27 protein-coding genes, 1 pseudogene and 1 riboswitch are annotated in these 24,153 nt (G+C 54.1%); of the genes and pseudogenes, 16 read left to right on the forward strand and 12 right to left on the reverse strand.

What is annotated here, in order from left to right; genetic code table 11:
- The first annotated feature begins 36 nt into the window (after positions 1-36).
- The gene (locus tag M0651_RS01880; protein WP_248550140.1) at positions 37-1,068 is read left to right on the forward strand and encodes an ABC transporter substrate-binding protein; all 1,032 of its coding nucleotides are present in this window, start codon (positions 37-39) and stop codon (positions 1,066-1,068) included.
- Between the two features lie 79 nt (positions 1,069-1,147).
- Here the strand turns inward: M0651_RS01880 and M0651_RS01885 are convergent, their stop codons facing one another.
- Positions 1,148-1,642 carry a flavodoxin domain-containing protein gene (locus M0651_RS01885; RefSeq protein WP_248550141.1) on the reverse strand — a complete coding sequence of 165 codons (495 nt, stop codon included), beginning with the start codon at positions 1,640-1,642 and terminating at the stop codon, positions 1,148-1,150.
- 98 nt (positions 1,643-1,740) lie between these two features.
- The gene (locus tag M0651_RS01890; RefSeq protein WP_248550142.1) at positions 1,741-2,793 is read right to left on the reverse strand and encodes a CobW family GTP-binding protein; all 1,053 of its coding nucleotides are present in this window, start codon (positions 2,791-2,793) and stop codon (positions 1,741-1,743) included.
- Between the two features lie 104 nt (positions 2,794-2,897).
- Here M0651_RS01890 and M0651_RS01895 point away from each other — a divergent pair, with 104 nt between their 5' ends.
- On the forward strand, positions 2,898-3,311 hold the full coding sequence (locus tag M0651_RS01895; RefSeq protein WP_248550143.1) for a NusG domain II-containing protein: 414 nt from the start codon (positions 2,898-2,900) through the stop codon (positions 3,309-3,311).
- Here the strand turns inward: M0651_RS01895 and M0651_RS01900 are convergent.
- On the reverse strand, positions 3,308-4,183 hold the full coding sequence (locus M0651_RS01900) for a TIGR03943 family putative permease subunit (protein ID WP_248550144.1): 876 nt from the start codon (positions 4,181-4,183) through the stop codon (positions 3,308-3,310). The two genes, M0651_RS01895 and M0651_RS01900, sit on opposite strands and share 4 nt — an antisense overlap.
- Positions 4,184-4,236: 53 nt before the next feature.
- Positions 4,237-5,244, reverse strand: a complete 1,008-nt coding sequence (locus M0651_RS01905) for a permease (protein ID WP_248550145.1) — start codon at positions 5,242-5,244, stop codon at positions 4,237-4,239.
- Between the two features lie 228 nt (positions 5,245-5,472).
- On the opposite strand from M0651_RS01905, the gene M0651_RS01910 reads away from it, so the two are divergent.
- The 5 genes from M0651_RS01910 (at position 5,473) to M0651_RS01930 (ending at position 9,609) form a co-directional block, all read left to right on the forward strand.
- Complete coding sequence (locus M0651_RS01910) at positions 5,473-6,693, forward strand: GTP-binding protein (RefSeq protein WP_248550146.1); 1,221 nt, start codon at positions 5,473-5,475, stop codon at positions 6,691-6,693.
- A 30-nt stretch (positions 6,694-6,723) separates the two neighbouring features.
- Entirely contained in the window at positions 6,724-6,873 is a 150-nt protein-coding gene (rpmG, locus tag M0651_RS01915) for a 50S ribosomal protein L33 (protein WP_248550147.1), read from the forward strand.
- 82 nt (positions 6,874-6,955) lie between these two features.
- On the forward strand, positions 6,956-7,663 hold the full coding sequence (locus M0651_RS01920; protein ID WP_248550148.1) for a metal ABC transporter ATP-binding protein: 708 nt from the start codon (positions 6,956-6,958) through the stop codon (positions 7,661-7,663).
- A complete protein-coding gene (locus M0651_RS01925; RefSeq protein WP_248550149.1) occupies positions 7,609-8,511 on the forward strand; it encodes a metal ABC transporter permease in 903 nt (300 codons plus the stop codon). Before M0651_RS01920 ends, M0651_RS01925 begins: the two co-directional genes overlap by 55 nt.
- Positions 8,512-8,532: 21 nt before the next feature.
- The gene (locus M0651_RS01930) at positions 8,533-9,609 is read left to right on the forward strand and encodes a metal ABC transporter substrate-binding protein (protein WP_248550307.1); all 1,077 of its coding nucleotides are present in this window, start codon (positions 8,533-8,535) and stop codon (positions 9,607-9,609) included.
- Between the two features lie 74 nt (positions 9,610-9,683).
- On the opposite strand, the gene speD is transcribed toward M0651_RS01930, so the two are convergent.
- The 3 genes from speD to M0651_RS24170 form a co-directional block, all read right to left on the reverse strand.
- The gene (gene speD, locus M0651_RS01935; RefSeq protein WP_248550150.1) at positions 9,684-10,511 is read right to left on the reverse strand and encodes an adenosylmethionine decarboxylase; all 828 of its coding nucleotides are present in this window, start codon (positions 10,509-10,511) and stop codon (positions 9,684-9,686) included.
- A 70-nt stretch (positions 10,512-10,581) separates the two neighbouring features.
- Positions 10,582-10,893 carry a DUF2087 domain-containing protein gene (locus M0651_RS01940; protein WP_248550151.1) on the reverse strand — a complete coding sequence of 104 codons (312 nt, stop codon included), beginning with the start codon at positions 10,891-10,893 and terminating at the stop codon, positions 10,582-10,584.
- A gap of 147 nt (positions 10,894-11,040) precedes the next feature.
- Positions 11,041-12,192, reverse strand: coding sequence for a DUF116 domain-containing protein (locus tag M0651_RS24170; RefSeq protein WP_248550152.1), 1,152 nt, complete (start codon positions 12,190-12,192; stop codon positions 11,041-11,043).
- A gap of 208 nt (positions 12,193-12,400) precedes the next feature.
- On the opposite strand from M0651_RS24170, the gene M0651_RS01950 reads away from it, so the two are divergent.
- The 6 genes from M0651_RS01950 to M0651_RS01975 all read left to right on the forward strand — a co-directional run bounded on the left by M0651_RS01950 (position 12,401) and on the right by M0651_RS01975 (position 17,148).
- Positions 12,401-12,889: a MarR family winged helix-turn-helix transcriptional regulator gene (locus tag M0651_RS01950; protein ID WP_248550153.1), complete on the forward strand. Its 489-nt coding sequence runs from the start codon at positions 12,401-12,403 to the stop codon at positions 12,887-12,889.
- A gap of 92 nt (positions 12,890-12,981) precedes the next feature.
- Positions 12,982-14,157 carry an ArsA family ATPase gene (locus M0651_RS01955; protein WP_248550154.1) on the forward strand — a complete coding sequence of 392 codons (1,176 nt, stop codon included), beginning with the start codon at positions 12,982-12,984 and terminating at the stop codon, positions 14,155-14,157.
- Entirely contained in the window at positions 14,150-14,380 is a 231-nt protein-coding gene (locus M0651_RS01960) for a hypothetical protein (RefSeq protein ID WP_248550155.1), read from the forward strand. The genes M0651_RS01955 and M0651_RS01960 overlap by 8 nt, the downstream gene beginning before the upstream one ends.
- Before the next feature lie 103 nt (positions 14,381-14,483).
- Positions 14,484-14,666, forward strand: a riboswitch (Lysine riboswitch).
- Between the two features lie 116 nt (positions 14,667-14,782).
- Positions 14,783-15,601, forward strand: a complete 819-nt coding sequence (locus M0651_RS01965; protein ID WP_248550156.1) for a transporter substrate-binding domain-containing protein — start codon at positions 14,783-14,785, stop codon at positions 15,599-15,601.
- Positions 15,602-15,672: 71 nt separating this feature from the next.
- Entirely contained in the window at positions 15,673-16,386 is a 714-nt protein-coding gene (locus M0651_RS01970) for an amino acid ABC transporter permease (protein ID WP_248550157.1), read from the forward strand.
- Positions 16,387-16,404: 18 nt separating this feature from the next.
- The gene (locus tag M0651_RS01975; RefSeq protein ID WP_248550158.1) at positions 16,405-17,148 is read left to right on the forward strand and encodes an amino acid ABC transporter ATP-binding protein; all 744 of its coding nucleotides are present in this window, start codon (positions 16,405-16,407) and stop codon (positions 17,146-17,148) included.
- 68 nt (positions 17,149-17,216) lie between these two features.
- Here M0651_RS01975 and M0651_RS01980 read toward each other — a convergent pair whose 3' ends face one another.
- A complete protein-coding gene (locus M0651_RS01980) occupies positions 17,217-17,894 on the reverse strand; it encodes a LysM peptidoglycan-binding domain-containing protein (protein ID WP_248550159.1) in 678 nt (225 codons plus the stop codon).
- Positions 17,895-18,074: 180 nt separating this feature from the next.
- On the opposite strand from M0651_RS01980, the gene M0651_RS01985 reads away from it, so the two are divergent.
- Both M0651_RS01985 and M0651_RS01990 read left to right on the forward strand, forming a co-directional pair.
- A complete protein-coding gene (locus M0651_RS01985; RefSeq protein ID WP_248550160.1) occupies positions 18,075-19,223 on the forward strand; it encodes an MFS transporter in 1,149 nt (382 codons plus the stop codon).
- 19 nt (positions 19,224-19,242) lie between these two features.
- Positions 19,243-19,809: a DUF1697 domain-containing protein gene (locus M0651_RS01990; protein WP_248550161.1), complete on the forward strand. Its 567-nt coding sequence runs from the start codon at positions 19,243-19,245 to the stop codon at positions 19,807-19,809.
- 16 nt (positions 19,810-19,825) lie between these two features.
- On the opposite strand, the gene M0651_RS01995 is transcribed toward M0651_RS01990, so the two are convergent.
- Positions 19,826-20,356: a CDP-alcohol phosphatidyltransferase family protein gene (locus M0651_RS01995; RefSeq protein ID WP_248550162.1), complete on the reverse strand. Its 531-nt coding sequence runs from the start codon at positions 20,354-20,356 to the stop codon at positions 19,826-19,828.
- A gap of 152 nt (positions 20,357-20,508) precedes the next feature.
- Here M0651_RS01995 and M0651_RS02000 point away from each other — a divergent pair.
- A pseudogene (locus M0651_RS02000) lies at positions 20,509-20,901 on the forward strand (SDR family NAD(P)-dependent oxidoreductase); the annotation flags it as partial.
- A 114-nt stretch (positions 20,902-21,015) separates the two neighbouring features.
- On the opposite strand, the gene M0651_RS02005 reads toward M0651_RS02000, so the two are convergent.
- The 3 genes from M0651_RS02005 to fsa all read right to left on the reverse strand — a co-directional run bounded on the left by M0651_RS02005 (position 21,016) and on the right by fsa (position 24,104).
- Positions 21,016-21,690, reverse strand: a complete 675-nt coding sequence (locus M0651_RS02005; RefSeq protein WP_248550164.1) for a uracil-DNA glycosylase — start codon at positions 21,688-21,690, stop codon at positions 21,016-21,018.
- A gap of 291 nt (positions 21,691-21,981) precedes the next feature.
- A complete protein-coding gene (gnd, locus tag M0651_RS02010) occupies positions 21,982-23,394 on the reverse strand; it encodes an NADP-dependent phosphogluconate dehydrogenase (protein ID WP_248550165.1) in 1,413 nt (470 codons plus the stop codon).
- A gap of 44 nt (positions 23,395-23,438) precedes the next feature.
- Positions 23,439-24,104 (reverse strand): fructose-6-phosphate aldolase, encoded by a 666-nt coding sequence (fsa, locus tag M0651_RS02015; RefSeq protein WP_248550166.1) that lies wholly within the window; start codon positions 24,102-24,104, stop codon positions 23,439-23,441.
- Positions 24,105-24,153: the final 49 nt, after the last annotated feature.

Consider the following 24,153-nt stretch of genomic DNA (forward strand, 5'->3'; position numbering starts at 1 on the left):
TAATCATTATCAACGAAAATTGGGGGATCAATACAGATGAAGGTTTTTAAACACCGCTTTCTCACAATGGCGATGGTCTTGCTGCTGACCGTCATTCTCGCGGCCTGCGGCCAAAATAGCGGCAACTCGGCAAATGATACGGCCGCGTCGAACAACGGCGCAGCGGGCAATACGCAATCCGGCAACGGGACGAACGATAGCGCTGAAGGACAAGCGGCTACGAAGAGCTATAAGGACTTCACCGGGCAAGAGGTGGAAATTCCAACGAATCCAGAGCGAATCGTGTCGGTTACACACCTGGGTGACCTGCTTGCTGTTGGCGTGAAGCCAATTGGCGCCGGCTCGCTCGCATTGGAAAACTCGGTGCTGCTGAGCAAGGAGCTGGAAGGCGTAGAAAACGTCGGAGATATCTCCGTCGAGAAGGTACTGGCGCTTCAACCGGACCTGATCATGGTACCGACTTACACACCGGCCGATATCGTGGAGCAATTGAAGAAAATCGCTCCGGTCGTGACGCTTGCGACTGCCGGATGGGAAGGCATTGATCCGCTGGAGGAAGTGAAGACGGTTGGTGAAATGCTGGGCCGCGAACAGCAAGCGGAAGAGTTTATTACTCGGTACAAGCAAAAAGCCGAAGAGGCCAAAGCAAAGCTTAGCGAGGTTATCGGTCCGAACGAAACCGTCGGCACCTATTCGATCTGGGCGAAGAACTTCTGGGTATGGCCGAAAACTCGGGATGCCGGATATAACCTGTATGAAATGTTTGGCCTGAAACCGCAGGAGAAGATCGAGAAGGAAGTATTCCCAACCACGGGTGCGGATATTTCGCTGGAGGTGGTTCCAGAGTATGCTGCGGACCATATGTTCCTGACGGTGTATGAACCGGACGGCGGGAAGGAACGTGCAGAGGAAGTCATGAACGGACCCGTATGGAAAAGTATCCCCGCGGTTCAGAAAAACCACGTCTATCTGCTGAACAACAAAGAGTTCTGGATGGTGGACGGACTGAATCTGGAGAAGCAAATCGACATTCTCGTGGACCTCGTTATCAGCCAAAATCAAAAATAACCGTTGAATGAAAAGGGGCCGTTCTCACGTCATAACCCGACGTGAAGGAACGGCCTTTTTGCGTCTTAAACTGAAGGTTTTACACGACCTGTCGGTTGATTGCGGCCGAGAACAGCTCAACCTCATCCCAGTGGATCGCCGGGAGCGAACGCCCTTCCTTGCGGGCCGCACGTGTGACCATTCTGGCAACAAACCGGTCGAACAAACTCATTTGCTTGAGGCTAAGCTCTCCGCCGAATCCGGCCTTGACCGTGGCGTGCTCCAGCAGGTCCGCCGGAAAGGAGGCGTCCAGGAAATCTTCGGTTTTCTCAAAGGTTCCGCAGCAGATAAACAGGCCTAACTTCTTCCGCATGAGTTCGGTGGAATGATCACGGCAAAATTGCCGGCAGGCCTGCTGAAGTTGACCGAAGTAGATCGAGCCTCCAACGATGACGCTGTCGAACTCCGTCAGATCGGGGACGGCTTCCTGCCGTAAATTAAGGATTTCCACGGGGTCGTTGATCTTAGCTGCCAAGGTTTTGACGCACTTTTCCGTTGTGCCGTATTTTCCTGCATAAACGATGAGTGTGCTCATCACGTACCCTCCCATTCGACCGATTTCGATATCAAGTCTATTGTATCTGGATATGTTTAGGCGGAGATGCGACATCGGTCATATAGAGGTTGTAATGATCAACGGAGAATTGCCCATTCTTCGGCGATCACTTGCTCGGGAAGACGATAACCGATCAACACGAGGTACAGCGGTCCGTCATAATCGATCTCTTCCCAGTTGAATCGTTTGCCGGAATATTGCATCAGGTACGCCGCCTTCTCCGGCCGGGTGAATCGCACGTAACCTTTAGCACGAAGCAGGCTGGGGCTCCACTTCTTTATGAAACGCTCCAGCTTGGAAGCGGGGATTTGCAAGGGTTCGCGAATCGGTAGACTCAACGTGTTGATACGGCTGAAGGAGGTGGAAGCCTCCTCACCGGTCGCTGAGGTGTGAGTTGCCTGTTGGTGCGGGTGCGGTTGTATGATCTGGAACGGAGAACGGCTTCCCCGCGGGGAAGCCCCTGCGGCTGCGGTAGCCTGCGGGGAGCGGCTTGGTGCCGGTTGGATCGTAGAGAAGAGGGAAGTGAGTGGGATATTCGCGTTGACGGCGTAATGAACCTGTCCCTCGGCATTATATTTGCGGACCATTTCAGTGACTTTGCTGCTGTGGACCGGCGGGATGAGATCGGTTTTGTTAATAATCAGATCATCGGCGGCGGACAGTTGGCTGCGCAGTGTGCGAACGAGTTGTTTGTCCGAGGCGAAAATGCTGTTGTACTCCAAGGCATGTTCGGCATCGACCAAGGTAATGACCCGGTGAAGGTACAGCTTGGCTATAAGACTAGGCTCGGCCAATTGTTCGACGATTTCCTCAGGATTGGCCACTCCGGTGAGCTCCAGCAGCAGGAGATCAGGATCTTGCCGAAGCAAGCCGGCTAAGGCTGCCTGGATTTCGTCTTTTTTGGTGCAGCAGATGCAGCCGTCCAACATTTTCTCGAGCGGAAAGCGGGCTGAAGTGGAGCGGGTAACCAACTCCCCATCAATATCCCTTTTGCCTAACTCGTTCATGAGCACACCAGGCTTAAGCCCGCGTGCGGCGGCCTCCTCCAGCAGCTTGATCAGCAAGGTCGTCTTGCCGCTGCCGAGAAATCCGCTGAGAATGACAACCGGTATTTTCATCGCCGTATTCATCGAATGAATAAACTCCTTTCGGAATGGATCATTGACAAGGCTAAAGCTTATTTCTAAGATATGTTTATTCGTAATAATTACGTTTAATACCCGAGATAGGAGGGATGAGGTTGCTGAAAATAAAACGGGGCGACGTCCTGCTGATCGTGATTCTGGTCTTGTTGGGTTCGGCGTGGCTCCTCCTGCGTCAGGTGCTGGAGAGCCGGGAGTCGGTCGATCCGGCAACGCTGCGAGCCGAAATTAAGGTGGACGGAGACTCCTACCGCAGCGTGCCGTTGGGCGGCGGGGAGGAGACGATTGAGATCCACACTGAATACGGCAACAATACCCTAAAGGTCTTTAACGGCGGGATCCAAATGATCTACGCCGATTGCCCGAAAAAAATCTCCATGCAGATGGGCTTTATCTCCCGGCCTGGTGAAACGATCATCTGCGTACCTAACCGCGTCTATGTGGAGATCGTCCGCAGCGGCTCACTAGACCGTGATGAAACCGGTGTAGACGCCTATATCCGCTAATCTTCCACCCCCGACAGGTTATTCCAAGCTTTCACCGAGTCCTCACTAGGGTAAACGTAGGGCGTGTTGGGCCTCGTAATTTCCCGGATGCGTTCCGCTTTGACCGTCAGGATTGCTTGACCCTGGCGGGTTTGCGGCTCGATCGTTCCCTCTACCTCAAGCCAGGTGTCTTGTGTTATCCCGACAAGCGGTTGATCCGACGTCACCACAAGACCAAACGGAGCGGAATCCGCGGTACAGCACAGGACGAGAAACCGCCCGAGGATCAGCTCGTTAGCCTTGCCTTGACTGCTGGGCTCTTGATAGACGAAACCGCTTAGCTTGACTCTTTTGCCGCGGAACTCTTCCGCAAACAGCTCCATCGCTCCAATCGTTTCCGAGAAGATTTCCGGCTTCACCTCGACGATGGTTTGCGGGTAGAGCCGTTTAGCCAGCTCGGCAAATTCAGAATTGTAGGGATCCGGCGCCCGGAAGACCTCCTCTAGCCGTTCGGCTGCAAGCAGGGGCGAGGTGAGGCTCATCCCCTTTTTGGCCGCAGCCGAGCTGCCGAGGGCCTGATCGGGAAGCAAGGTCCCGAGCAGCAGAGGGAGCAGAAACAAGCCGTATACCGTCCCGTTCCTCCATCTGGATACAGAGAGAGGGCGTTCGCAGTCACAGAGGACGGCAGACCGCTGGAACAGCGCCTGGTAAGCCAGGCAAACCGCCATGACGGCGAGCGGAATCGGGCAGAATCGAATCAACGGCTCCATGCGGGGGCCGATGTAATAATGCAGGGCACCCGACCGGACCAGATGGGCGATGAATAAGGCAAAACCAAGCAAGATCAGCGATCGGGCCAAATAATGCCGGCGGATGATCCGAGGATGGTTCATATGACTTGTGGCCTCCTTTCATGCATGATCAGACGTGACGGGGCTTCTGACGACTAGGGATGAAGCCAGAGTGTACCGACCAGCGCCGCACCCGTGAACACGACGGTACAGATCAGGAAGGACAAGAGCAGGACGAATTTCGTGCGGAACACGGACAGCAGCATCAGCAGGTTTTTGAAATCAAGCATAGGTCCGAATACGAGAAAAGCGAGCAGCGAACCGCCGGAGAAGGTCGTCAAAAAGGCGGAAGCGACAAACGCATCGGAGGTGGAGCAAAGGGACAACAGGAACGCGAAACCCATCATGAACAGGTAGCTGCTGACCTGACCGCCACCGATGCTCGCGAGCTGCTCGTGGGCGACGAACGACTGAATGCCTGCGGTGAGAATGCAGCCGATGAGCAAATATTTGCCCATTTCGAATACTTCGTCCGCAGCATGCACGAATACAGCAGCCAGCTTGCTTCCGCCATGGGTGGGCGAATGGGGTTCGCCTTCTGCATCCACCCCGGCAGCGAAGGCGTGCTTTAGCGGATTGTCTTTCCAGGTCAGGTAGATGATAAGCCCGATTGAGGCGGATACAACAAAGGCCAGTCCCATTCGGGCGTACACCATTTCGGGGTACAGGCGAAAGGCCATGTAAGTGGCGCCGAACACGACCGGATTCAGGATCGGTCCGGACAAGATGAAGACGACGGCGATGTAAACGGGCATCCCCTTCTGAATCATCCGGCGGATGAGCGGAATCATTCCGCATTCGCATACCGGAAAGATCAGGCCAAGCACGCAGGCGAATAGAATACCTGGAACGGGATGCTTGGGCATGAAGCGGCGCAGCGTGTTCTCGGAGACGAAGAGGTGCAGCAGCGAAGACAGCAGCGCTCCGACCAGTACGAACGGCAACGCCTCCAGCAAGATGCCGAGAAAGCTGGTTTTGAACGTTTGCAGCTCATCCAGCGGCACCGCCCGAATCAGAGAAGGGTACATGACGGTTAGACAGGCGAGCGCAAAGGCAGCCGGTACAAGAATCGGAAGCACCCGGGTGTAGGCTTGTTTATACATGGCGTTCTCCTTATAGACATTTTCGGTATCCAGCGCAGTATCATATCTATTATTTTCCAAGGTCATTCAGAACCGTGTTGATAGAATAGAGCGAATTATCGTATTGGCTGTTGACAAAGCCCTGGGAAGGAAGATATAGTATGGAAAGTTAATCGTAATAATTACGAATAAGCAGAAAGCCCGATGGACTGATCATTTGGCCTGGATAAAGAAAGGAGATGGGTTAACGTGAACGAACAATCCACGCGTAAGATTCCGGTTACGGTGTTGTGCGGATATTTGGGTTCGGGCAAAACAACGCTCCTGAACCATGTCTTGAGCAATCGCCAGGGTTTGAAGGTTGCGGTGATTGTCAATGACATGAGCGAGATCAATATCGACGCGGAGCTGATCAACGCAGGAGGGAGTCTGTCGCGTACGGAGGAGAAGCTGGTGGAGTTGTCAAATGGCTGCATTTGTTGCACGCTCCGCGATGATTTACTTCGAGAGGTTCAGAAGCTGGCCGCCGAGGGACGGTTCGATTACATATTGATCGAGTCAACGGGCATCAGCGAACCGGTGCCGATCGCTCAAACGTTTACCTATGCGGATGAAGAATCGGGGGTCGATTTGACAAGTCTGGCGAAGCTGGACGGTCTGGTTACGGTGGTGGATGCCTATCGGTTCTGGCATGATTTCTCCTCCGGCGACACGCTGCTGGAACGCGGACAGCAGGCAGGAGAAGGGGATACGCGCGATGTAGTTGATCTGCTGATCGACCAGATCGAGACATGCGATATCTTGATATTAAACAAATGCGACCTGGTTAATGAGGAGGAGCTGAAGGAGCTGGAGGGTGTATTGCGCAAGCTGCAGCCAACGGCCAAGCTGATTCGCTCAACCATGGGCCGCGTGGATCCGAAGGAAATCTTAAACACGGGGTTGTTTGATTTTGAGCAAGCCAGTCAATCGGCCGGCTGGATCCAGGAGCTGCAGCAGGAGAGCCATACGCCGGAAACGGAGGAGTACGGCATCGGTTCGTTTGTATACCGACGGAGACGGCCGTTCCATCCGGAGCGGTTGGCGTTGTTCATGAGTTTTTGGCCGGAGGAAGTGGTGCGGGCCAAAGGTCTGGCTTGGATCGCGACGGATCAAGATGTGGCGGCAAACCTTAGTCAGGCAGGGCCTTCCATTCAATTTGGTCCGGCGGGTTACTGGCTGGCCTCGCTGCCTGAGACAGAGCGGGAGGCGCTGTTTGCCCAAGAGCCGGAGCTGCGGAACAGGTGGGATGAGAACTGGGGGGACCGGATCAACGAGCTGGTGTTTATCGGGATCGAGATGGATCGCTCTGGGATTGAACAGGAGCTGGACGGCTGCCTGTTAAGTGATGAGGAAATGCAGATGGACTGGGCGGCTTTTCCGAACCCTTTACCGTGGATGTCAGCGGAGGCATCGGCGAGCACCGAATAAATTCGTTAACTAGATGAAGGAGGGAATGTCATGCGGGTAGTGATTACGTTGGCATGCACGGAGTGCGGAGATCGCAACTATACGACAACGAAGAACAAGAAGACGCATCCCGAACGGATGGAGCTGCGAAAGTATTCACCGCGGCTGCGCAAATATACGATTCATCGGGAGACGCGATAACGAGACCTCACCTTGAGCTGCAGAAGGGCGACTTGTCATCTCTGTTAATCGTAATAATTACGCTTTAAGAAGAGGGGGTAACATGATTTTATCAAGAATGGAAAACGTCGTGTTTGGTTATGAAGATAAACCGGTAATTGACGGGGTATCCCTCGACATCGACGTCGGTGAGTTCGTTGGCATTACCGGACCCAACGGCGCGGCCAAGACGACGCTGTTAAAGCTGCTGCTTGGTCTACTGAAGCCTTGGAGCGGGAGTGTGAGCATCAACGAAGAGGTGCTGGTCGAAGGGCGATTAAACGTTGGTTACGTTCCTCAGCAAGTTGCCGCGTTTAACAGCGGGTTCCCAAGCCGGGTACTGGAGCTGGTGAAGTCAGGGTGTTATCCCCGGCTTGGCTTGTTTCGACGGTTTGGCCCGGAGGAGAAGCAGCTCGTCGAACGCAGCTTGAAGCAGGTGGGCATGTGGGAGCATCGCCACCGGAAGATCGGCGAGCTGTCGGGCGGTCAGAAGCAACGCATTTGTATTGCCCGCGCCTTAGCCGGGCAGCCCGGGGTGCTGGTTCTGGACGAACCGACAACAGGGATGGACCGGCAAAGCCGTCAAGGGTTTTATCAGTTGATGCGACATATGGCGGACCAACACGGCTTGACGGTAATTATGGTGACCCACGGGCCGGAGGAGACGGAGACCTATCTCGATCGCCTGGTTTCTCTGGAACAGCAGGAAAGCGAGGAATGGCAATGTTTGACTACACGTTCATGCAGCGTGCGTTATGGGCCGGTGTGTTGATCGGGAGCATCGCGCCGGTGATTGGCGTCTATTTGATGCTGCGACGCCAGGCCTTGATGGCCGATACGTTGTCCCATGTTTCGCTTGCCGGAGTAGCGCTCGGAGCGGTGATGGGCTGGAACCCGGCGATGGCCGGGTTCGGTGCGGCGATTCTCGGCGGCCTGCTGATTGAGCAGTTAAGGCGAAGCTACCGAGCTTACAGCGAGATGCCGGTGGCGATCGTCATGACTTCAGGGCTGGCACTTGCCGTCGTGCTGATGGGCCTACGCAGCAGCCTGAGCCAAAGCTTCAGCTCATATCTGTTTGGCTCCATCGTGGCGGTGAGTGACACTCAGCTGGGATTGATGGCTGGCGTGGCCTTGGTTGGCGCCGTGTATTTCACGGTGCTTCGGAGGCCGCTGTACAGCTTGACCTTTGACGAAGAGACCGCCAGGATCGGCGGAATCCCGGTGAGATGGCTGTCGTTATCATTTGCGGTATTCACCGGAATGGCGGTAGCAGCGGCGATCCCGGTCGTCGGCGTGTTGCTGGTGTCTTCGCTGATCGTATTGCCGGCTTCCCTGGCGCTCCGGCTCGCCCGCGGGTTTGCCGCAGCGATCGCCATCTCGATCGCCGCCGGCCTAACAGGGATATTCAGCGGGTTAACCGCTTCGTATTACCTGGATATGCCGCCGGGCGGGACGATCGCACTGATATTGCTGCTGTTATTACTGATCGGCATTTCGGTGCAGAAGGTTCGGAGCGGTTTAGTCCGGCGGAATGGCCGGAGCGTTAACCGCGTTGCCCGAAGCAACGCGGAATTTATGAAACGACCAGCCAAGGAAGGCGAAAATTTATCGATGGAATAAGGGAGAGAGACGAGGATGAAGATGCGAGTAGCAAAACGGACGGCCGCCGCGGTCGGCCTGAGCTTAATTTTGATGATTGCCGGTTGCGGCGGTGGCGGGCAGGCTGGAGGTAATACGGCAACCCAGGCCAATGCCACGGGCAATGCGGCAAGCAACAAAGGGAACATTGAGGGGGAGCTACTGCAGATTCAAACCAGCTTCTACCCGATCTATGAATTTACGCGACAAGTTGCCGGCGATCTGGCGAAGGTTGAGCTGCTGGTTCCTGGCGGCGTGGAGCCCCATGATTGGGAACCAAGCCCACAGGATATCCAGAAGTTGGTGGAATCCGATCTCCTGATCGTGAACGGCGCCGGGATGGAAAGCTGGCTGGAGCAGGTGGAGGCCTCCACGACCAGCGGCAAGCTTGAGATTGTAGAGGCTAGTGAAGGAATCACGATGATGGAAGGCGGAGAAGAAGAGGAGCATGCGCACGAAGAGGAGGAACATGCCGGCGAGGAGGGGCAAGCTCCGGATGATGAAGCCGACGCTGGGGAAGCCGCTCACGAGCATGACCACGACCATGATCATGGTGGGCTAGACCCGCATGTTTGGTTGTCACCGGCACTGGCAGTCCAAGAAGTCCGCAGCATTGAGGCAGCCTTGGCTAAGGCGGACCCCGAGCATGCCGCCGACTTCAAACACAATGCCGACGCGTACGTCGCTCAGCTCGAACAGCTGAATCAGGAGTTTACCGAGGGATTGGCGAAGGCCAAACGGAAAGACTTTATTACGCAGCATGCCGCATTTGGCTACTTGGCCCGGGAGTATGGGCTGACCCAAGTGCCGATCGCTGGCTTGGCCCCCGATCAGGAGCCGTCGGCAGAGCAAATGACGGAGATCGTGAAGTTCGCCAAGGAGCATCAGGTGAAGACGATCTTCTTCGAGACGCTGGTCTCTTCCAAAGTAGCCGAAACGATTGCCCGGGAAATCGGGGCGAAGACGGCCGTGCTTAACCCGATCGAAGGGTTAACGGCCGATGACGAAGCGGCGGGCCGAGACTATTTGTCGCTGATGCGCCAGAATCTCGATGCCTTGAAGGCGGCGCTAAACGAGTAGCAATTCGCCCGAGATTCGCTATGAAATCACAAAGCAGCCCCAGCCGATTCGCGGCGAGGGCTGCTTTTCTTCTTTTAGGTGTCCTCCAGTGATCCGGAAGCGATATTTTTGCCATAGAAGATTTCATCCATCTCGGTTACTAGCATCGCTGTAATGTCTTTCTGCTCCTTGGGGGTCAGTTCGTCCTTCGTATACCCGAACAAGTAGTTGTTGAGGTCAAACTGCTTCAGCTTGCACTTCGTATGGAAAATATGCTCCGGGTACACATTGACGTCGATCATCTGATATTGCTCGATCACTTCGTCGGGGATGTAGTTCTGGATGGAGCTGATGTCATGGTCGATGAACAGCTTGTGGCCGTTGATGTCCCGGGTGAATCCGCGAACGCGGTAATCGATCGTCATGATGTCCGGTTCGAAGGAGTGGATCAGGTAATTCAGCGCCTTCAGCGGCGAAATCTCCCCGCAGGTCGACACGTCGATGTCGGCACGGAACGTGCTGATGCTCTCGTTCGGATCGTATTCGGGATACGTGTGCACGGTGATATGGCTTTTGTCGAGCTGCATCACGACGGAGTCCGGCAGCGGACCTGGCGATTCGTCAAACGACTCGGTCGGCACCTCCACCACGGGCCCCTCGGAAATCAGCATCGTCACGCTGGCCCCCTGCGGAACGTAATCCTGGTTCGCGATATTCAAAATATGAGCGCCGATAATTTCGGAGACGGTGCTGAGGATTTTCGTCAGGCGGTCGGAATTGTACTGGTCGTCGATATAGGCGATATAGGCTTCGCGTTCCTCTTTGGTCCGGGTGTAGCAGACATCGTACATATTGAAGCTTAACGTTTTGGTCAGATTGTTGAACTCATGCAGCTGAATGCGCTGCTCCGGCGTCAACTTCATCAGGGAATCCCCCTTAGCATAGGTGTACCCTATTGTTTATTCCCTTTTCTTCTGGAAAAAAAACGTCCCGCTAATGCAGCTCATCCCATCTTGTCCATTGCTCCGGCGGGTTCAGGGTATAGATGTCCAGCTCCCGGCTCATGAACCGGTGGATGATCCATTCCCGGCGAATCGTGGCATAATCCTCGTCATACCGTTTGATATACGCGTTAATCTCCGGTTCCGTATAACTTCGCCCAGCCTCCAGACCGGCGGCCAAATGCTCCAGGACGATCAGTTTCTTCTTGAGCTGGGCGGGAAAGTGCTTTAACGTTCCGTCCTCAGCCAAAAAGTTTCGGAGCACCTTTTCCTTGATTTTCGTTTGTTGATCTTCCAGCATCATGGCATCCCTCCGCAAATCAAATAATTAAACATATATCTAATTATACAATGATCTAATCAGATAGCAATAGAACTCGCCCGTTTTGTCAAACGGCCGAGTTAGGCTAAGGTATCAGGAAGGCAATGCCGCATGAAATCAGGAAGCGAGTTACGGAGAATCTTGCAGTATCCGCTGCAACTGGTTCAGGTCGATCGACGTTGCGATCCCCTCAGGATGCCAATGCTTGACACAGCCTGCGTAATTCAGGAGAACGCATTGGGGCTCGAAGCCAAGCTCCTTCGCCCGGTAGCCGCCGGAGATCAGGTTGAGAATGCAGGCTACGCCAATGATGCCGATTTCTCCCGGCACGTCTGCAGCATTGCGGCGATCGAACGCGGTCGAAGCGTGGGGGATCATCAGCGCGGTGAATCCCGTCTCTCGCCCCATGGCCGAGATGCGGTTCACTTGGCAGTCTTTCGCGCAGCCTTGGCAGACCCATCCTTCATCCATCCGGACAGCCTTGCACGCTGCCTCGCCTTTTAACCTCATGCAGATCGGAAGCAGCATCTTTCTCTTCTTTGTTCGCAAAAACCGCTCCCGGTAAGCCCGATTCATCAGTTCAGCACCGACCATATTCAGATGATATTCCACCCGTCCGCGCGTGCAGAACATCAAATTCTCCTTCCATCGCAAGGCGTTCCGCCGTGCTTTAATGAATGCATCTACTTCCGGCGTATATTTCCCGAGCTCGCATCGGCTTCTACGCTCGAACCAGCCCGCGAAGCGAATGGCCCGCAGCAGCAGGTTCCGGCTCTCGGACGCGGGCAAGCTTCGCAGAAACGCCAGCCAGACGGCCAGTCTGCGGCACTCCGGGCCGAATTCGCCGGAGGCCTGCAGCCAGCGAATCAATTTGCCGAAGCCGCGGACATGTATGCCAAGCTCCGCGCTCCGTTTTACCCTAAGCTGCGCCGTGTTCAAGCAGCCCTTCAGCAGGTCGACGGTCCATCTGGCGCGGGGGCCTTTGCTTTTCCAGGCATACAGCCGAGGCAGCCATCGACTCGCCGCCCGCAGGGATAAGGGAGCCGCAAACTTTCCGTAGCTTCTCCAGAACACGCCGATCATCAGAAATTCAAGTACGGAAATCCGAACGTCCTCAGGTTCCATGCCCCGCTTCACAGCATACTTGGCAATTTCGGGAATGCCAGGCTCCGCGCCGGCATTCTCCAGTACTTCATCCGCAAACCGAGCGACATCGCGATAGTAGGCCTCCGTTCCCAGACCGTTCGCCTGCAGCGTATAGGTCACGACTTCCGGTTTCACCGCCTCAAGCCTCCCCTGCTCCGTTTCATAAGTTGAGTAGAGAATATCACCGGCAGGGACGGCCGGCAGTGATGTATATCGGCGTTCGTTCCGCAAACCTCGAATTTTATGCGGGACCTGCCGACAGGATTGACAACGGGGGTCCGTAAAAGCTATGATGGAACCATAATATTTCGGCGCGCGAAATATTCGAAGGAGGAATTAAAGGTTGGCGGACAGCTTGTTTGACTTGGTACTGGACAATTTCAAGAAGATCTTCTATCCGGAGGAATGGCTTGCGCTGGATATGCAGTTTTCCAAAGCAGAGCTCTTTGCGCTGCTGTTGGTCGACAAACACGGCGACATTACGATGAGCCAACTGGCGTCCTCGATGAACGTGCCGATGAGCACTGCGACGGGCGTGATCGAACGCCTGGTGAAGAACGGCTATATCGTTCGGGTGAAGAGCGAAACCGACCGGCGAATCGTGACCATTCGACTGACCGGTAAAGGAACGTCGCTCTCCGAGGAGTTAAAGGATACGCTCCGGCGGCTTACCGACCTCCTCGTTCAAGGACTCAGCGAAGAGGAGCAGCGGCTGCTGGTTCAGATCTTCCTGAAGGTGCTGGATAACCTGAGCAGAACAGCGTCCAAACCGGCTTCGGATCATGAAAGCGAAGCGGCGGCCAACCCGCTCACCAAAATCGAAATCGAATAACTAAGCCTGTTTGGAGAAACAGGTTTTCTTTTCGCCGAATATTTCGTTATCCGAAATATTCGTTATCCGAAATGAAAGAGAGGCCAGGTTGAATGAGAATTTTATTGTATACCGGCAAAGGCGGAGTCGGAAAAACGAGCGTCGCGGCGGCAACGGCATTACGAAGTGCGCAAAGCGGGCGGAAGACGCTGGTGGTGAGTACCGATCCGGCCCATAGCCTGGGGGATTCGCTGGACGTGAGACTGTCGAACGAACCGATGCTCATCTGCGACAACCTGTGGGCGCAGGAAATCGATACGATCCACGAGGTCGAGAAAAGCTGGGGAAAAGTGCAGAAATATTTGACCACCCTGCTAACGGCCAAGGCGGTAAAGGATATTACGACAGAGGAGTTGACCGTTTTTCCGGGGATGGAGGATTTGTTGAGCTTGCTCCGGATCTTGCAGTATTACAAGGAGAAGACGTTTGACGTCATCATCATCGATTGTGCCCCTACCGGGGAAACGCTGGCTTTGCTTAGCTTTCCCGAGCTACTGCGCTGGTGGATGGAGAAGCTGTTCCCGGTCAAACGCAAGGCGGTGAAGCTTGTCAAGCCGATCGTGGAACCGCTGCTCGGCGTTCCGATGCCTTCGGACGGCGTGATGTCTGAGCTGGAGAACATTTATAACCAGTTGGACGAAATGCGGCAGATCCTGTCCGACCGGGAAATTACGAGCATCCGCGTCGTGGTAAACCTCGAAAAGATGGTGATCAAAGAGGCGCAGCGCAGCTTCACCTATCTCAACATTTACGACTATAACGTTGACGCTATCGTCATCAATAAAGTGTTCCCGCAGCAGATCACCGACGATTATTTTCGAGGTTGGAAAGAGGTTCAGGCCAAATATAAGGAGATGGTGCTCGAAAGCTTCTCGCCAGTACCGGTTTATGAAGCGCCGCTGTTCGAACGCGAAGTCGTCGGATTGGAAATGTTGTCACGGATGGCCGAGGCCACGTTCGGGGACGGGGATCCGACAAGTATCCAGTATAGTGCCCGAACCCAACAGGTCGTAAAGGAGGATAACGAATATATCTTATCCATCTACATGCCTTTCGCCGAGAAAAAGGAGTTGGCCCTGAACCAAAAAGGCGAGGAGCTGATCATTCGCGCCGGAAGCGTCAAAAGAAATATAACGCTGCCGCGGACGCTGCTGAACCTGGGCATTCAAGCGGCCAAATTCGAAGCGGATATGCTAAAAATCCGGTTTGGAGGCGGGGAACATGAATAATGCGGTACTGCAGGAGCTGATCCGGCTGAAATTCCGGGTTGCCGACCTATTGATCGATACGCTGCCGGAAGCCGTGAAGCAAACGGTCAAATCCCGCGAATCCGAGCTGTTGACCGTGGTGGACGAAGCGTTGAGGGAGCGGTTGGCAGGGGAGGTAAATACCGGATCCGCAGCCGGGCGAGCCAATGAGAAGTCGAAGATGAATTCCATAACGATCGAGTAGCGTAAACGGCTGAATTCCTTCAATTCCCACCCGATGTTAGTTTGACAGAATAGAGTTGATATTGTATCCTAAAACACAATTGAATAAGACCTCACGTTCTTCATGGTGAGGTAGAGGCGCGGTATTTAACAGTTCTCGGCGGAGCTTGAGCAAGCGAAGAAGCCGGGAAGAAGGAAATGTCGCCGAAGCGGGGTACAGGCTCACGGTATGCTGCTGGGTCTGCAGTTAAGAACTGCAGGACTGTCTTGATAGATTACCCGATCTATCAAGTTGCGCTATCTCGTCGAGGGGAGAAGTGGGTGTCAGGACGGAAATGAACCCATCAAACGGCCTCGGAGTATACCCGAAGCCGTTTTTTTGTTTCTGTTATTCATCTATTATTTGCAGGGAGAGTGAAGAAAAATGAAAAAAACTTGGTCCTTATCTATCCTGATGCTGCTGTCGGCAATGCTTGTTCTGGCGGGTTGCAACTCTGGCAGCAAAGACGACAATACGTTTAAAGTAGGGCTTGAAGCGGGTTATGCTCCGTTTAACTGGACGCAAAACGGTGAGGCGAACGGCGGGGTTCCGATTGACGGCAGCGCTGAATATGCAGGTGGCTACGACGTGGAAATCGCCAAGAAAATTGCCGACGGCCTCGGCAAGAAGCTGGTCATCGTGAAAACCGAATGGGACGGTCTGGTTCCGGCACTGACGTCCGGCAAGATCGACGCCATCATCGCGGGGATGTCCCCGACGGAGGAGCGCAAGAAGACGATCGATTTCTCGGATAACTATTATAAATCGAACCTGGTTATAGTAGTGAAGAAAGGGAGCTCTTATGAAGGGGCTACCTCGATCCAAGATTTCAGCGGCGCCAAAATCACGGCCCAATTGAATACGTTCCACTACTCGGTCATCGACCAAATTAACGGAGTTAACAAACAGCCGGCCATGGACAACTTCCCGGCGATGCGCGTCGCCCTGGAATCGGGTGCGATCGACGGTTATGTCTCGGAGCTTCCGGAAGGCGTCAGCGCCGCGGCGGCCAACGGGAATTTCGCATACGTCGAATTCGAGGAAGGCTTCACCACCTCGGACGATGATACCGCCATCGCGGTTGGATTGGAGAAAGGCAGCGAGCTGACGGAGAAAATCAACGAGATCCTGGCCGGCGTTTCCGAAGACGAGCGGGCCACGATCATGAACGACGCCATCAAGAATCAACCTGCAGCGAATTAATTTAAAGCATTTGCCGTAAGCCGGCTGCAGCGGGACTGCAGTCGGTTTTATGCAGTGCGGGAGGAAAATAAATGACTTACGAGTGGATTATCCAAATTATCTCCGATAACTGGCCCATGTTCTTGCGCGGAGCGGCGGTCACCTTGTACATTTCACTGATCGGCACGATCATCGGGGCGGTCATCGGTTTGCTGGCCGGGGTTGTCCGTACGATTCCGCTGCCGGAACGCGGGATGAAGCGCTGGCTGCTCAAGCTCGTGAACGGTCTGCTGACCGTTTACATCGAATGCTTCCGGGGCACGCCGATGATTGTTCAGGCGATGGCGATTTTCTACGGGTCGTCCCTGTTGTTTCACTACGATATGGACCGGACGTTTGCGGCCGTATTCATCGTCTCCATCAATACGGGAGCCTATATGGCCGAGATCGTGCGGGGCGGCGTTTATTCGGTGGACAAAGGGCAGTTTGAAGCGGCTCATGCGATCGGGATGACCCATTGGCAGACGATGCGCAACGTGGTGCTGCCGCAGGTGGTCCGACATATTTTGCCGGCGACGGGCAATCAATTTATTATCAACATCAAGGATACTTCAGTCCTGAATGTCATTTCCGTATCAGAGCTGTATTTTATGACCAAGTCGATTGCCGGGAACAACTTCCGGTACTTTGAATCATTTTTTGTGGCCAGCGTGCTGTATTTGATTATGACGTTGGCCGTAACGAAGATATTACAGCGTATTGAGAAAAAGCTGGATGGCCCCGAAAGCTATACGCTGCAGCGCTAGCAGAAAGCAGGAGTGAGGATGGAAAAGGTCATTGAAATTCGGCATTTGAGCAAATTTTTCGGCGCCAACGAGGTGCTTAAGGATATCAATCTATCGGTCAGCAAAGGGGAAGTCGTCAGCATCATCGGCTCCTCCGGCTCCGGCAAGTCGACGCTGCTCCGGTGCATCAATCTGCTGGAGAAGCCCAGCGGCGGAGAGATCATTTACAACGGCAACAACATCCTGGGGGACTCGCATAAGGTCTCGTCGTACCGCCGGCATTTGGGGATGGTGTTTCAGCAGTTTAACCTGTTCAACAATCATGACGCGCTCAGCAACTGCGTCGTGGGACAAGTCAAGGTGCTGAAACGCTCCAAGGAAGAGGCGACCGAGATCGCAATGAAATACCTACGGGACGTCGGCATGGAGCAATACATTCATGCGAAGCCCAAACAGCTCTCCGGCGGACAAAAGCAGCGGGTGGCCATCGCCCGCGCCTTGTCCATGGATCCGGATGTGCTGCTATTCGACGAGCCGACTTCAGCGCTGGATCCCGAGATGGTAGGCGAGGTGCTCAAGGTGATGAAGGAGCTGGCCTACTCCGGTCTGACGATGATCGTGGTTACCCATGAAATGGAGTTCGCCCGGGAGGTGTCAGACCGGGTCGTGTTTATGGATCAAGGCGTTATCGCCGAAGAGGGGACGCCGGAGCAGATCTTCAATGACCCGAAACAGGAGCGAACGAGAGAGTTTTTGAAGCGGACGTTAAATCGAGAAGGATAAATAGAAGAGAAAGGCGGAACCTGGGTGAATATTTGGGCTCCGCCTTTTTTTACCCTGTTTTCTCAACTTCAGGCTTGGGGTGTCTGTTCCCTATAATTGAAGGAGTGCCATACCCCGAAGTTATCTTTGACGGTGATCGTGCGTCTCCCGCCCATGGAGGCGTCCTGGTAGTAAGGGTAACGCCGTCCGGCGGTGAAGTGACCGCGGAAAGCGCCGGCAAACGTCACCGGTACGGCCTCGAACCGGATTTCGCTGGGGGTTACACTAGTGACACGGGTTGTCTGCGTGGACGATCCATAGTTGCTCTCGTGGGTTTGCTGTACGCTGTTATCCCCTTTCAGCATATGGATGTCGCTTTGCATCGCAGTAATCGTTTCTCGCAGGCCGATCACGTCCGGAGCGCCGCCGAACTGCGGGATGCAAAGCCGCTGCCCCACCCGCAGAGAGTTCGGATCCACTCCCGGGTTCGCTTCGAGGATACTAGCGACGCTGACACCGTAATCCTGAGCGATCTGAAACAACGTATCGCCGCGCTCAATGATGCGGGAGACATGATTCGGCGGGCAGGAGGGGATGCAGATCATCTGGCCAATTTGAAGATTGTTTGGGTCAAGTCCAGGGTTCGCGGTAAGGATGCGCATCACGCTGGATTCCAGCCGGAAGGCAATCAAGTTCAGCGTGTCTCCAGGCTGGACGGTATAAGGATAGTGCTCTGCGGGGCACTGCCGATAATAGGTGTTAAACAAGGTACGTTCCCCTTTCGCTTAGGCGGTTTTCCTATACCGTATGCGTCGTGTGGGCGTCGGTTACCAGAATCTCCGTTTTGGACGAGCCTAGGTTTAGGCCTTAGGGTAGGTGTATAGTAAAAGAAGTGCCGCTAACGAAAATGCGGTTCTTCCGTTATGGAAAGGAATGGATGGAAGCTCATGTTTAAGTTGCGGTTGTTCAATTTTAGTTATTTTTCACTATTCGCGATCTTTCTGTCTTTCCTTCCGGTGTATCTCTCTAATCTCGGGCTGCCCGAAACGGAGATCGGCCTGATGATTGGGACGGGCGGGTTCATCGGGTTATTCTCCCAGCCGTTTTGGGGCGTGGTCAGCGACCGGAGGAAGTCGATCACCCGGATTCTTCTGCTCACACTGGCCATTTCGGCCATCGTCGGTTTTGTGATGTTTCGGACAGCTTCTCCCTGGGCGTTGGTCCCCTTGGTCGGGTTGATGTACTTTTTCTTCATGCCCACTGACTCGCTGGTGGAAAGCTTGAACTTTCAATCCGCGTTAAGACGGAAGGTGAATTACGGCTCAATCAAGATGTTTGGGGCGCTCGGCTATGCAACGGCTTCATTTGCCATCGGTTATTTGACGGATTGGACGGGGACGTCCGGCTTTGCCTGGGTTTTTGTTGGATACGCCGTGACCACCTGGATCATCGGGTTTTCGTTGGAGGATGTAGAGGCAAGCACGAAACCATTGAAACTTAGCGAGCTCAAGGCCTTTTTGGGCCAACGATCGACGGTATCCTTCCTGCTGCTGATCTTTCTTCTAGCGCTGCCGCATCGCGTCAACGACACGTATATCGGGATTTATATCCGGGATATGGGCGGGAGTTTTTCGTTTGTCGGCACAACTTGGTTTGTCATGACGATGGTGGAGTTTTTAGGTTTCGCTGTGGTCCACCGGTTCTTGAAACGGGGAAACGAGTTGAAGCTGATTGCTATCGCAGGCGTGTTTTACGTATTGCGTTTCGGATTAACCGCCTTCGCGGATCAGGCAGGGATGATTGTTCTGCTGCAGCTGCTTCAAGGGGTGACCTTCGTATTTTTTTATACCGCGGCAATGCAGCATTTGTATTCGATCGTGCCAGAGGCTTGGCGCGCTACAGGGCAGACGATATTGGCGATTGTGTTCTTCGGGGTTTCGGGGATTGTAGCCTCATTTGCGGGTGGGGTTATTTTCGACCATTGGGGAGGCCGTGTCCTTTACCTAATTATGACCGGACTGTCGCTCACTGGTTGTCTATACAGCTTCATGCTGATGAGAAGAGTGCGCCGCGAGGCGCCGGTTACACAAGACTAATAAATCGGAGGCGATGATCATGACCATCCGGATCGCGCTGCTGCGGGGTATTAACGTCGGCGGCAAAAATATCATCAAAATGGCGGAGCTCAAGCGTTCACTAACTGAACAGGGTTTTGGGGAGGTACAAACCTATATCCAGAGCGGCAATATTCTATTCGCTTCGGAAGATGAGGAAGGGGCGCTGGGCTTGCGGTTGGAAGAGGTGATCCGCCGGGATTTTAGCCTGGACGTTCCGGTGGTCCTTCGAACCGCGGCGGAGCTGCGGGCGACGGCGGAAAACTGCCCGTTTACGGCAGAAGAAATCGCCGCGGCGGAAGCATCATCGATAGGAGAATGCCTGTATGTCGCCTTTTTGAGGAGCGAACCAACCGCCGAAGCGCTGGAGCGCTTTGCGGCCTGTGCCAACGAGCAGGAGCTGTTTCGCACGTCGGGCAGGGAGGTTTACTTGTTATTTAAAGAAAGCGTTCGGAATTCTAAATTGGCAGCGAACCTGCAGAAATTGGACGCCTATGCTACGGTGCGTAACTGGAAAACGTTAAGTAAACTAATTTCGCTGGCAGGAGAACAGGGCACGCCGAAATAATCTCTCTCCATGACGCTTATAGCCAGCTTCTTCGATTCAGGTCTAGCTCTTTTGAAGTCAGGTGAATCAGCAATTCTTCAGCGGCACTCGCCGCCGAGACGATACCCAACCCGATAAGCACCCACGGATGGTTTCCCGCCATAAACATCATCCAGGGAGTGACAAATACGAGTAAGCCGGTGATTTTGTTGCCCCACGTATGGATCATGGCTACCGTGCGAAATTTACAGGCCGCATAAACTGCAGATGCTAAGCGAATGGTGATGGCTCCGGCCAAATACGGCCAGATGATCCTCATCTCCTCTCCAGCCCACCGGGCCATCGCGAGGGTCGCTACCCCAAACATCAGCAGGTCGGCCATGGAATCTAGCTTGGCCCCTAGCGCGCTAACCGTGCTCGTTCGGCGTGCAATACTTCCGTCCAGCACATCGGTAATTCCGGCAATCGTATAGATGATGATAAATACGGCAGGCTGGTTCAGGGTGAATAATAAGATGCAGGACAAGACCATGCGGCTTAAGGTCAGGCCATTGGCTAAATGCTTCATCCTAGTTCTCCTCATTCCGCGAACGCAGCATTTCTAAGGCACCTCAGGATACCTAGGTTACCGGAAAGTGCGTACTGTTAATTCTAGGGTTATCGGGTGCATAATAACATAACGGGTCAAAAATATCAGTGTTGTTATGGGGCGGATCCAACATGGATTTGCAATTGAAAGGGAAAATCACGTTCGTCACCGGATCTACGGCTGGCATCGGCAAAGCGATCGCCGTCTCGTTAGCAGCGGAAGGGGTAACGGTGATCATCAATGGCCGGAACGCGGAGAAGGTCGAGCAGGCGATCGCGGAAATCCGGGCGCAGCAGCCGGAAGCCGTCCTGAAGCCTGCGGCCGCCGACCTCGGCACGGAGGAAGGCTGCCGTAAAGTGATGGAAGAACACCCGAATCTGGACATTTTGATCAATAATCTAGGCATCTTCGAACCGGCCGAGTTCTTCGACATTCCCGATGAGGAAAGGTTCCGATTCTTTGAAGTCAACGTGATGAGCGGGGTGCGGCTAGCTCGCGGGTATTTGCAGCGGATGCTAGAGAAGTATATCAGTAGTCCGCTTTCTTCGGCGATCAATGGGGCTGCCCTGCGGATCGACGGGGGATTGGTTAGCAGCATCGTTTGAGGTTAAGCGAATCGCCTTTCTATGGCGATCCGATCACAAATCGGGAATCTGCCAATCGATTTCAGCCAATCCTTTGGAGCGCAAAAATTGATTGGCCCGCGAAAAGGGCTTGCTTCCCAAGAATCCCCGATGGGCGGACAACGGACTGGGATGGGGCGACTTGATCAAATGATGCTCGCGGTTTGTGATCAGCGCTTCTTTTTTCTGGGCATGGCTGCCCCACAACAGGAATACGACCGGATCATGCTTCTCGTTTAACGTTTCGATCACCTTGTCGGTGAACGATTCCCAGCCCTTGTCCTTATGAGAGTTGGGAGTATCGGCCTGCACGGTCAGCACGGTGTTGAGCAGCAGTACCCCTTGCTTAGCCCATGGAACCAGATAGCCGTTGTTGGGAATGTGGCAACCCAAATCGTCCCGCAGTTCTTTGAACATGTTTTGCAGGGAAGGCGGGGTTTTAACGCCCGGGTTCACGGAAAAGCTGAACCCATGCGCCTGTCCCGGTCCGTGGTAAGGGTCCTGGCCGAGGATCACCACTTTGGTGTCGGCGAAGGAGGTATAATGCAGTGCGTTGAACAGATCATACATATCGGGATAGATCGTTTTGGTGCGATATTCGTTCGCCAAGAATTGCTGGAGTTGTACATAATACGGTTTCTCGAATTCGGGCTCCAGGAACGGGGCCCAGTCGTTTTGTAAGATCGTCATGATGAATTCACCTCAGGTCTAGTATGCTAGAGTAGGTTTCGACATCGGTCGGCCGAGTTCCTCCTTTCAGATGTGAGGCCCATCTATTGGAACATACCGCAGAATTATAATTGGGATAATGCAACAACGGGCGGGAGGACAGGCGATGAACAAGCAGGAACAAGTCATTCAGGAGCTCCGGGATTTATTTAACAAAAGTGGGAACAGATTATCCCGGGTGTGTTCCTTTCGCATAAGAAACGCGCAATAAGAAGCCGCGAGGAGGAACCTCGCGGCTTCTTATTGTTTCGATTATTTATCAAACCATTGAAAATGGAACGTTCCTTCCTGGTCAACGCGTTCGAATGTATGAGCGCCGAAGTAATCGCGTTGCGCTTGCAGTAGATTGGCAGGCAACCGCTCGGAGCGGTAGCTGTCGTAATACGCTAGAGCGGAGGAGAAGGCCGGAACCGGAATGCCGCGGGTAACGGCGGTAGCAATGACTTGTCTCCAAGCGTCTTGGTAGTTCTCCACGACGTCCTTAAAGTAATCGTCCAGCAGCAGGTTTCTAAGCTCCGGATCACGATCGTATGCGTCCTTGATGTTCTGCAGGAACCGGGCGCGGATGATGCAGCCGCCGCGGAAGATCATGGCGATGGCACCGTAGTTCAGGTCCCAGCCATATTCCTCGGAAGCCAGCCGCATTTGTGCGAAACCTTGGGCGTACGAGGCGATTTTACTGGCGTACAAAGCCTTGCGCACCGCTTCGATGAATGATTGCTTGTCGCCGGCGTATGGCGTGGCGGCCGGGCCGCTTAACCGTTTGCTGGCAGCGACGCGTTCCGCCTTCATCGCGGAGATGAAGCGCGCGAACACCGACTCCGTGATGATCGACAGAGGGACGCCCAGATCAAGGGCGCTTTGACTGGTCCATTTGCCAGTGCCTTTTTGGCCGGCGGCATCGAGAATGACGTCCACCATCGGCTTCCCGGTAGTCGGATCTTTCTTACCAAAGATATCGGCGGTGATTTCGATCAGGTAGCTGTCCAGCTCGCCGTTATTCCATTCGGTGAAGATGTCATGCAGTTCGTCCACGCCAAGTCCAAGTACGTCCTTCAACAGCTGGTAGGCTTCGCCAATCAACTGCATATCGCCGTATTCGATCCCGTTATGAACCATCTTCACGTAGTGACCGGCACCGTCCGGTCCGATGTAGGTGGAGCAGGGATCGCCGTTGACTTTGGCCGAGATGGCCGTCAGAATGGGCTCAACCAGCTCGTAGGCATCCCGTTGTCCGCCAGGCATGATCGCCGGCCCTTTCAACGCGCCTTCTTCACCGCCGGACACGCCGGCGCCGATATAGCGGAAGCCTTGGGATTCCAGGAGTTTGTTTCTGCGCTGCGTATCTGGGAAGTGCGCGTTTCCGCCGTCGATCAAGATGTCGCCCTTCTCGAGATAAGGGACGAGCTGGTTAATCGTGTCGTCGGTTGGTTTACCGGCCTTCACCATAATCAATATTTTACGCGGCGTTTCGAGCGACTGTACGAATTCCTCGATGCTGTAGGTGCCGACGAAATTTTTGCCCGGCGCTTCCTCCAGCAGCTCTTTGGTTTTCTCGGCCGAACGGTTGTACAAGGCAACGGAGAAGCCATTGCTTTCAATATTTAAGGCGAGGTTCTTGCCCATGACGGCCAGGCCGACGACCCCGATTTGTTGTTTCTTCATTCGAATTTACCTCCAAACCTATCCTAGTATTTATAAGGAATCTCTTATTTAACGGACTTCGTCCAGTCGGCAGCGAACTTTTCCAGCCCTTGATCCGTAAGCGGATGTTTAGCCAGTTGCTCGATGACGCCAAACGGAATCGTGGCGATATGTGCCCCAGCTAATGCCACACGGGTGACGTGGTCCGGGTGACGAACGGAGGCTGCGATGATCTGCGTGTCCAAGCCATGAACCCGGAACAACTCCGCTATTTTTGCGACCAAAAGCACGCCATCTTCGGAGATATCGTCTAAGCGGCCGAGAAATGGCGATACATACGTAGCGCCGGCGCGGGCGGCGAGCAAGGCCTGATTGACCGTGAAGATCAGGGTAACGTTGGTCTTGACGCCTTTCTGAGCCAGGTACTTGGTTGCTTCAAGTCCTGCCAACGTCATCGGAAGTTTGATCGTGATGCGCGAGTCACGGTTGTTGATTTTGATCAACTCGTCCGCTTGGGTAATCATCTCTTCAGCCGTGAGCGCATCCGGCGTCACTTCAGCCGAAACGGATTCCACGTCGGAAACGGCTTGCAGGATTTCGGCGATGCGGTCTTCAAACTTGACGCCTTCCTTGGCTACCAGAGAAGGGTTGGTCGTCACCCCGGATAAGACGCCGATTTTATGGGCTTTTTTAATGTCTTCCAGATTGGCTGTGTCAACAAAAAACTTCATCGCAAATCCCTCCAATTTGTAAAATATAGATTTGAGATATCGGGGCGAA

The organism is Paenibacillus mellifer, from assembly GCF_023195895.1.
Classification (GTDB): Bacteria; Bacillota; Bacilli; order Paenibacillales; family Paenibacillaceae; genus Fontibacillus; species Fontibacillus mellifer.

Excerpts from the sequence above, each read along its gene's own strand:
- fsa (WP_248550166.1), bottom strand. The coding sequence starts at position 24,104 with ATGAAGTTTTTTGTTGACACAGCCAATCTGGAAGACATTAAAAAAGCC.
- rpmG (WP_248550147.1), top strand. The coding sequence starts at position 6,724 with ATGCGGGTAGTGATTACGTTGGCATGCACGGAGTGCGGAGATCGCAAC.
- M0651_RS01925 (WP_248550149.1), top strand. The coding sequence starts at position 7,609 with ATGGCAATGTTTGACTACACGTTCATGCAGCGTGCGTTATGGGCCGGT.
- speD (WP_248550150.1), bottom strand. The coding sequence starts at position 10,511 with ATGAAGTTGACGCCGGAGCAGCGCATTCAGCTGCATGAGTTCAACAAT.
- M0651_RS01900 (WP_248550144.1), bottom strand. The coding sequence starts at position 4,183 with ATGAACCATCCTCGGATCATCCGCCGGCATTATTTGGCCCGATCGCTG.
- M0651_RS01890 (WP_248550142.1), bottom strand. The coding sequence starts at position 2,793 with ATGAATACGGCGATGAAAATACCGGTTGTCATTCTCAGCGGATTTCTC.
- M0651_RS02005 (WP_248550164.1), bottom strand. The coding sequence starts at position 21,690 with ATGACGATCTTACAAAACGACTGGGCCCCGTTCCTGGAGCCCGAATTC.
- M0651_RS01975 (WP_248550158.1), top strand. The coding sequence starts at position 16,405 with ATGGAAAAGGTCATTGAAATTCGGCATTTGAGCAAATTTTTCGGCGCC.
- M0651_RS01930 (WP_248550307.1), top strand. The coding sequence starts at position 8,533 with ATGCGAGTAGCAAAACGGACGGCCGCCGCGGTCGGCCTGAGCTTAATT.
- M0651_RS01905 (WP_248550145.1), bottom strand. The coding sequence starts at position 5,244 with ATGTATAAACAAGCCTACACCCGGGTGCTTCCGATTCTTGTACCGGCT.
- M0651_RS01965 (WP_248550156.1), top strand. The coding sequence starts at position 14,783 with ATGAAAAAAACTTGGTCCTTATCTATCCTGATGCTGCTGTCGGCAATG.
- M0651_RS01920 (WP_248550148.1), top strand. The coding sequence starts at position 6,956 with ATGATTTTATCAAGAATGGAAAACGTCGTGTTTGGTTATGAAGATAAA.
- M0651_RS01985 (WP_248550160.1), top strand. The coding sequence starts at position 18,075 with ATGTTTAAGTTGCGGTTGTTCAATTTTAGTTATTTTTCACTATTCGCG.
- M0651_RS01960 (WP_248550155.1), top strand. The coding sequence starts at position 14,150 with ATGAATAATGCGGTACTGCAGGAGCTGATCCGGCTGAAATTCCGGGTT.
- M0651_RS01940 (WP_248550151.1), bottom strand. The coding sequence starts at position 10,893 with ATGATGCTGGAAGATCAACAAACGAAAATCAAGGAAAAGGTGCTCCGA.
- M0651_RS01880 (WP_248550140.1), top strand. The coding sequence starts at position 37 with ATGAAGGTTTTTAAACACCGCTTTCTCACAATGGCGATGGTCTTGCTG.
- M0651_RS01995 (WP_248550162.1), bottom strand. The coding sequence starts at position 20,356 with ATGAAGCATTTAGCCAATGGCCTGACCTTAAGCCGCATGGTCTTGTCC.
- M0651_RS01955 (WP_248550154.1), top strand. The coding sequence starts at position 12,982 with ATGAGAATTTTATTGTATACCGGCAAAGGCGGAGTCGGAAAAACGAGC.
- gnd (WP_248550165.1), bottom strand. The coding sequence starts at position 23,394 with ATGAAGAAACAACAAATCGGGGTCGTCGGCCTGGCCGTCATGGGCAAG.
- M0651_RS01990 (WP_248550161.1), top strand. The coding sequence starts at position 19,243 with ATGACCATCCGGATCGCGCTGCTGCGGGGTATTAACGTCGGCGGCAAA.
- M0651_RS01885 (WP_248550141.1), bottom strand. The coding sequence starts at position 1,642 with ATGAGCACACTCATCGTTTATGCAGGAAAATACGGCACAACGGAAAAG.
- M0651_RS01895 (WP_248550143.1), top strand. The coding sequence starts at position 2,898 with ATGAGGTTGCTGAAAATAAAACGGGGCGACGTCCTGCTGATCGTGATT.
- M0651_RS01970 (WP_248550157.1), top strand. The coding sequence starts at position 15,673 with ATGACTTACGAGTGGATTATCCAAATTATCTCCGATAACTGGCCCATG.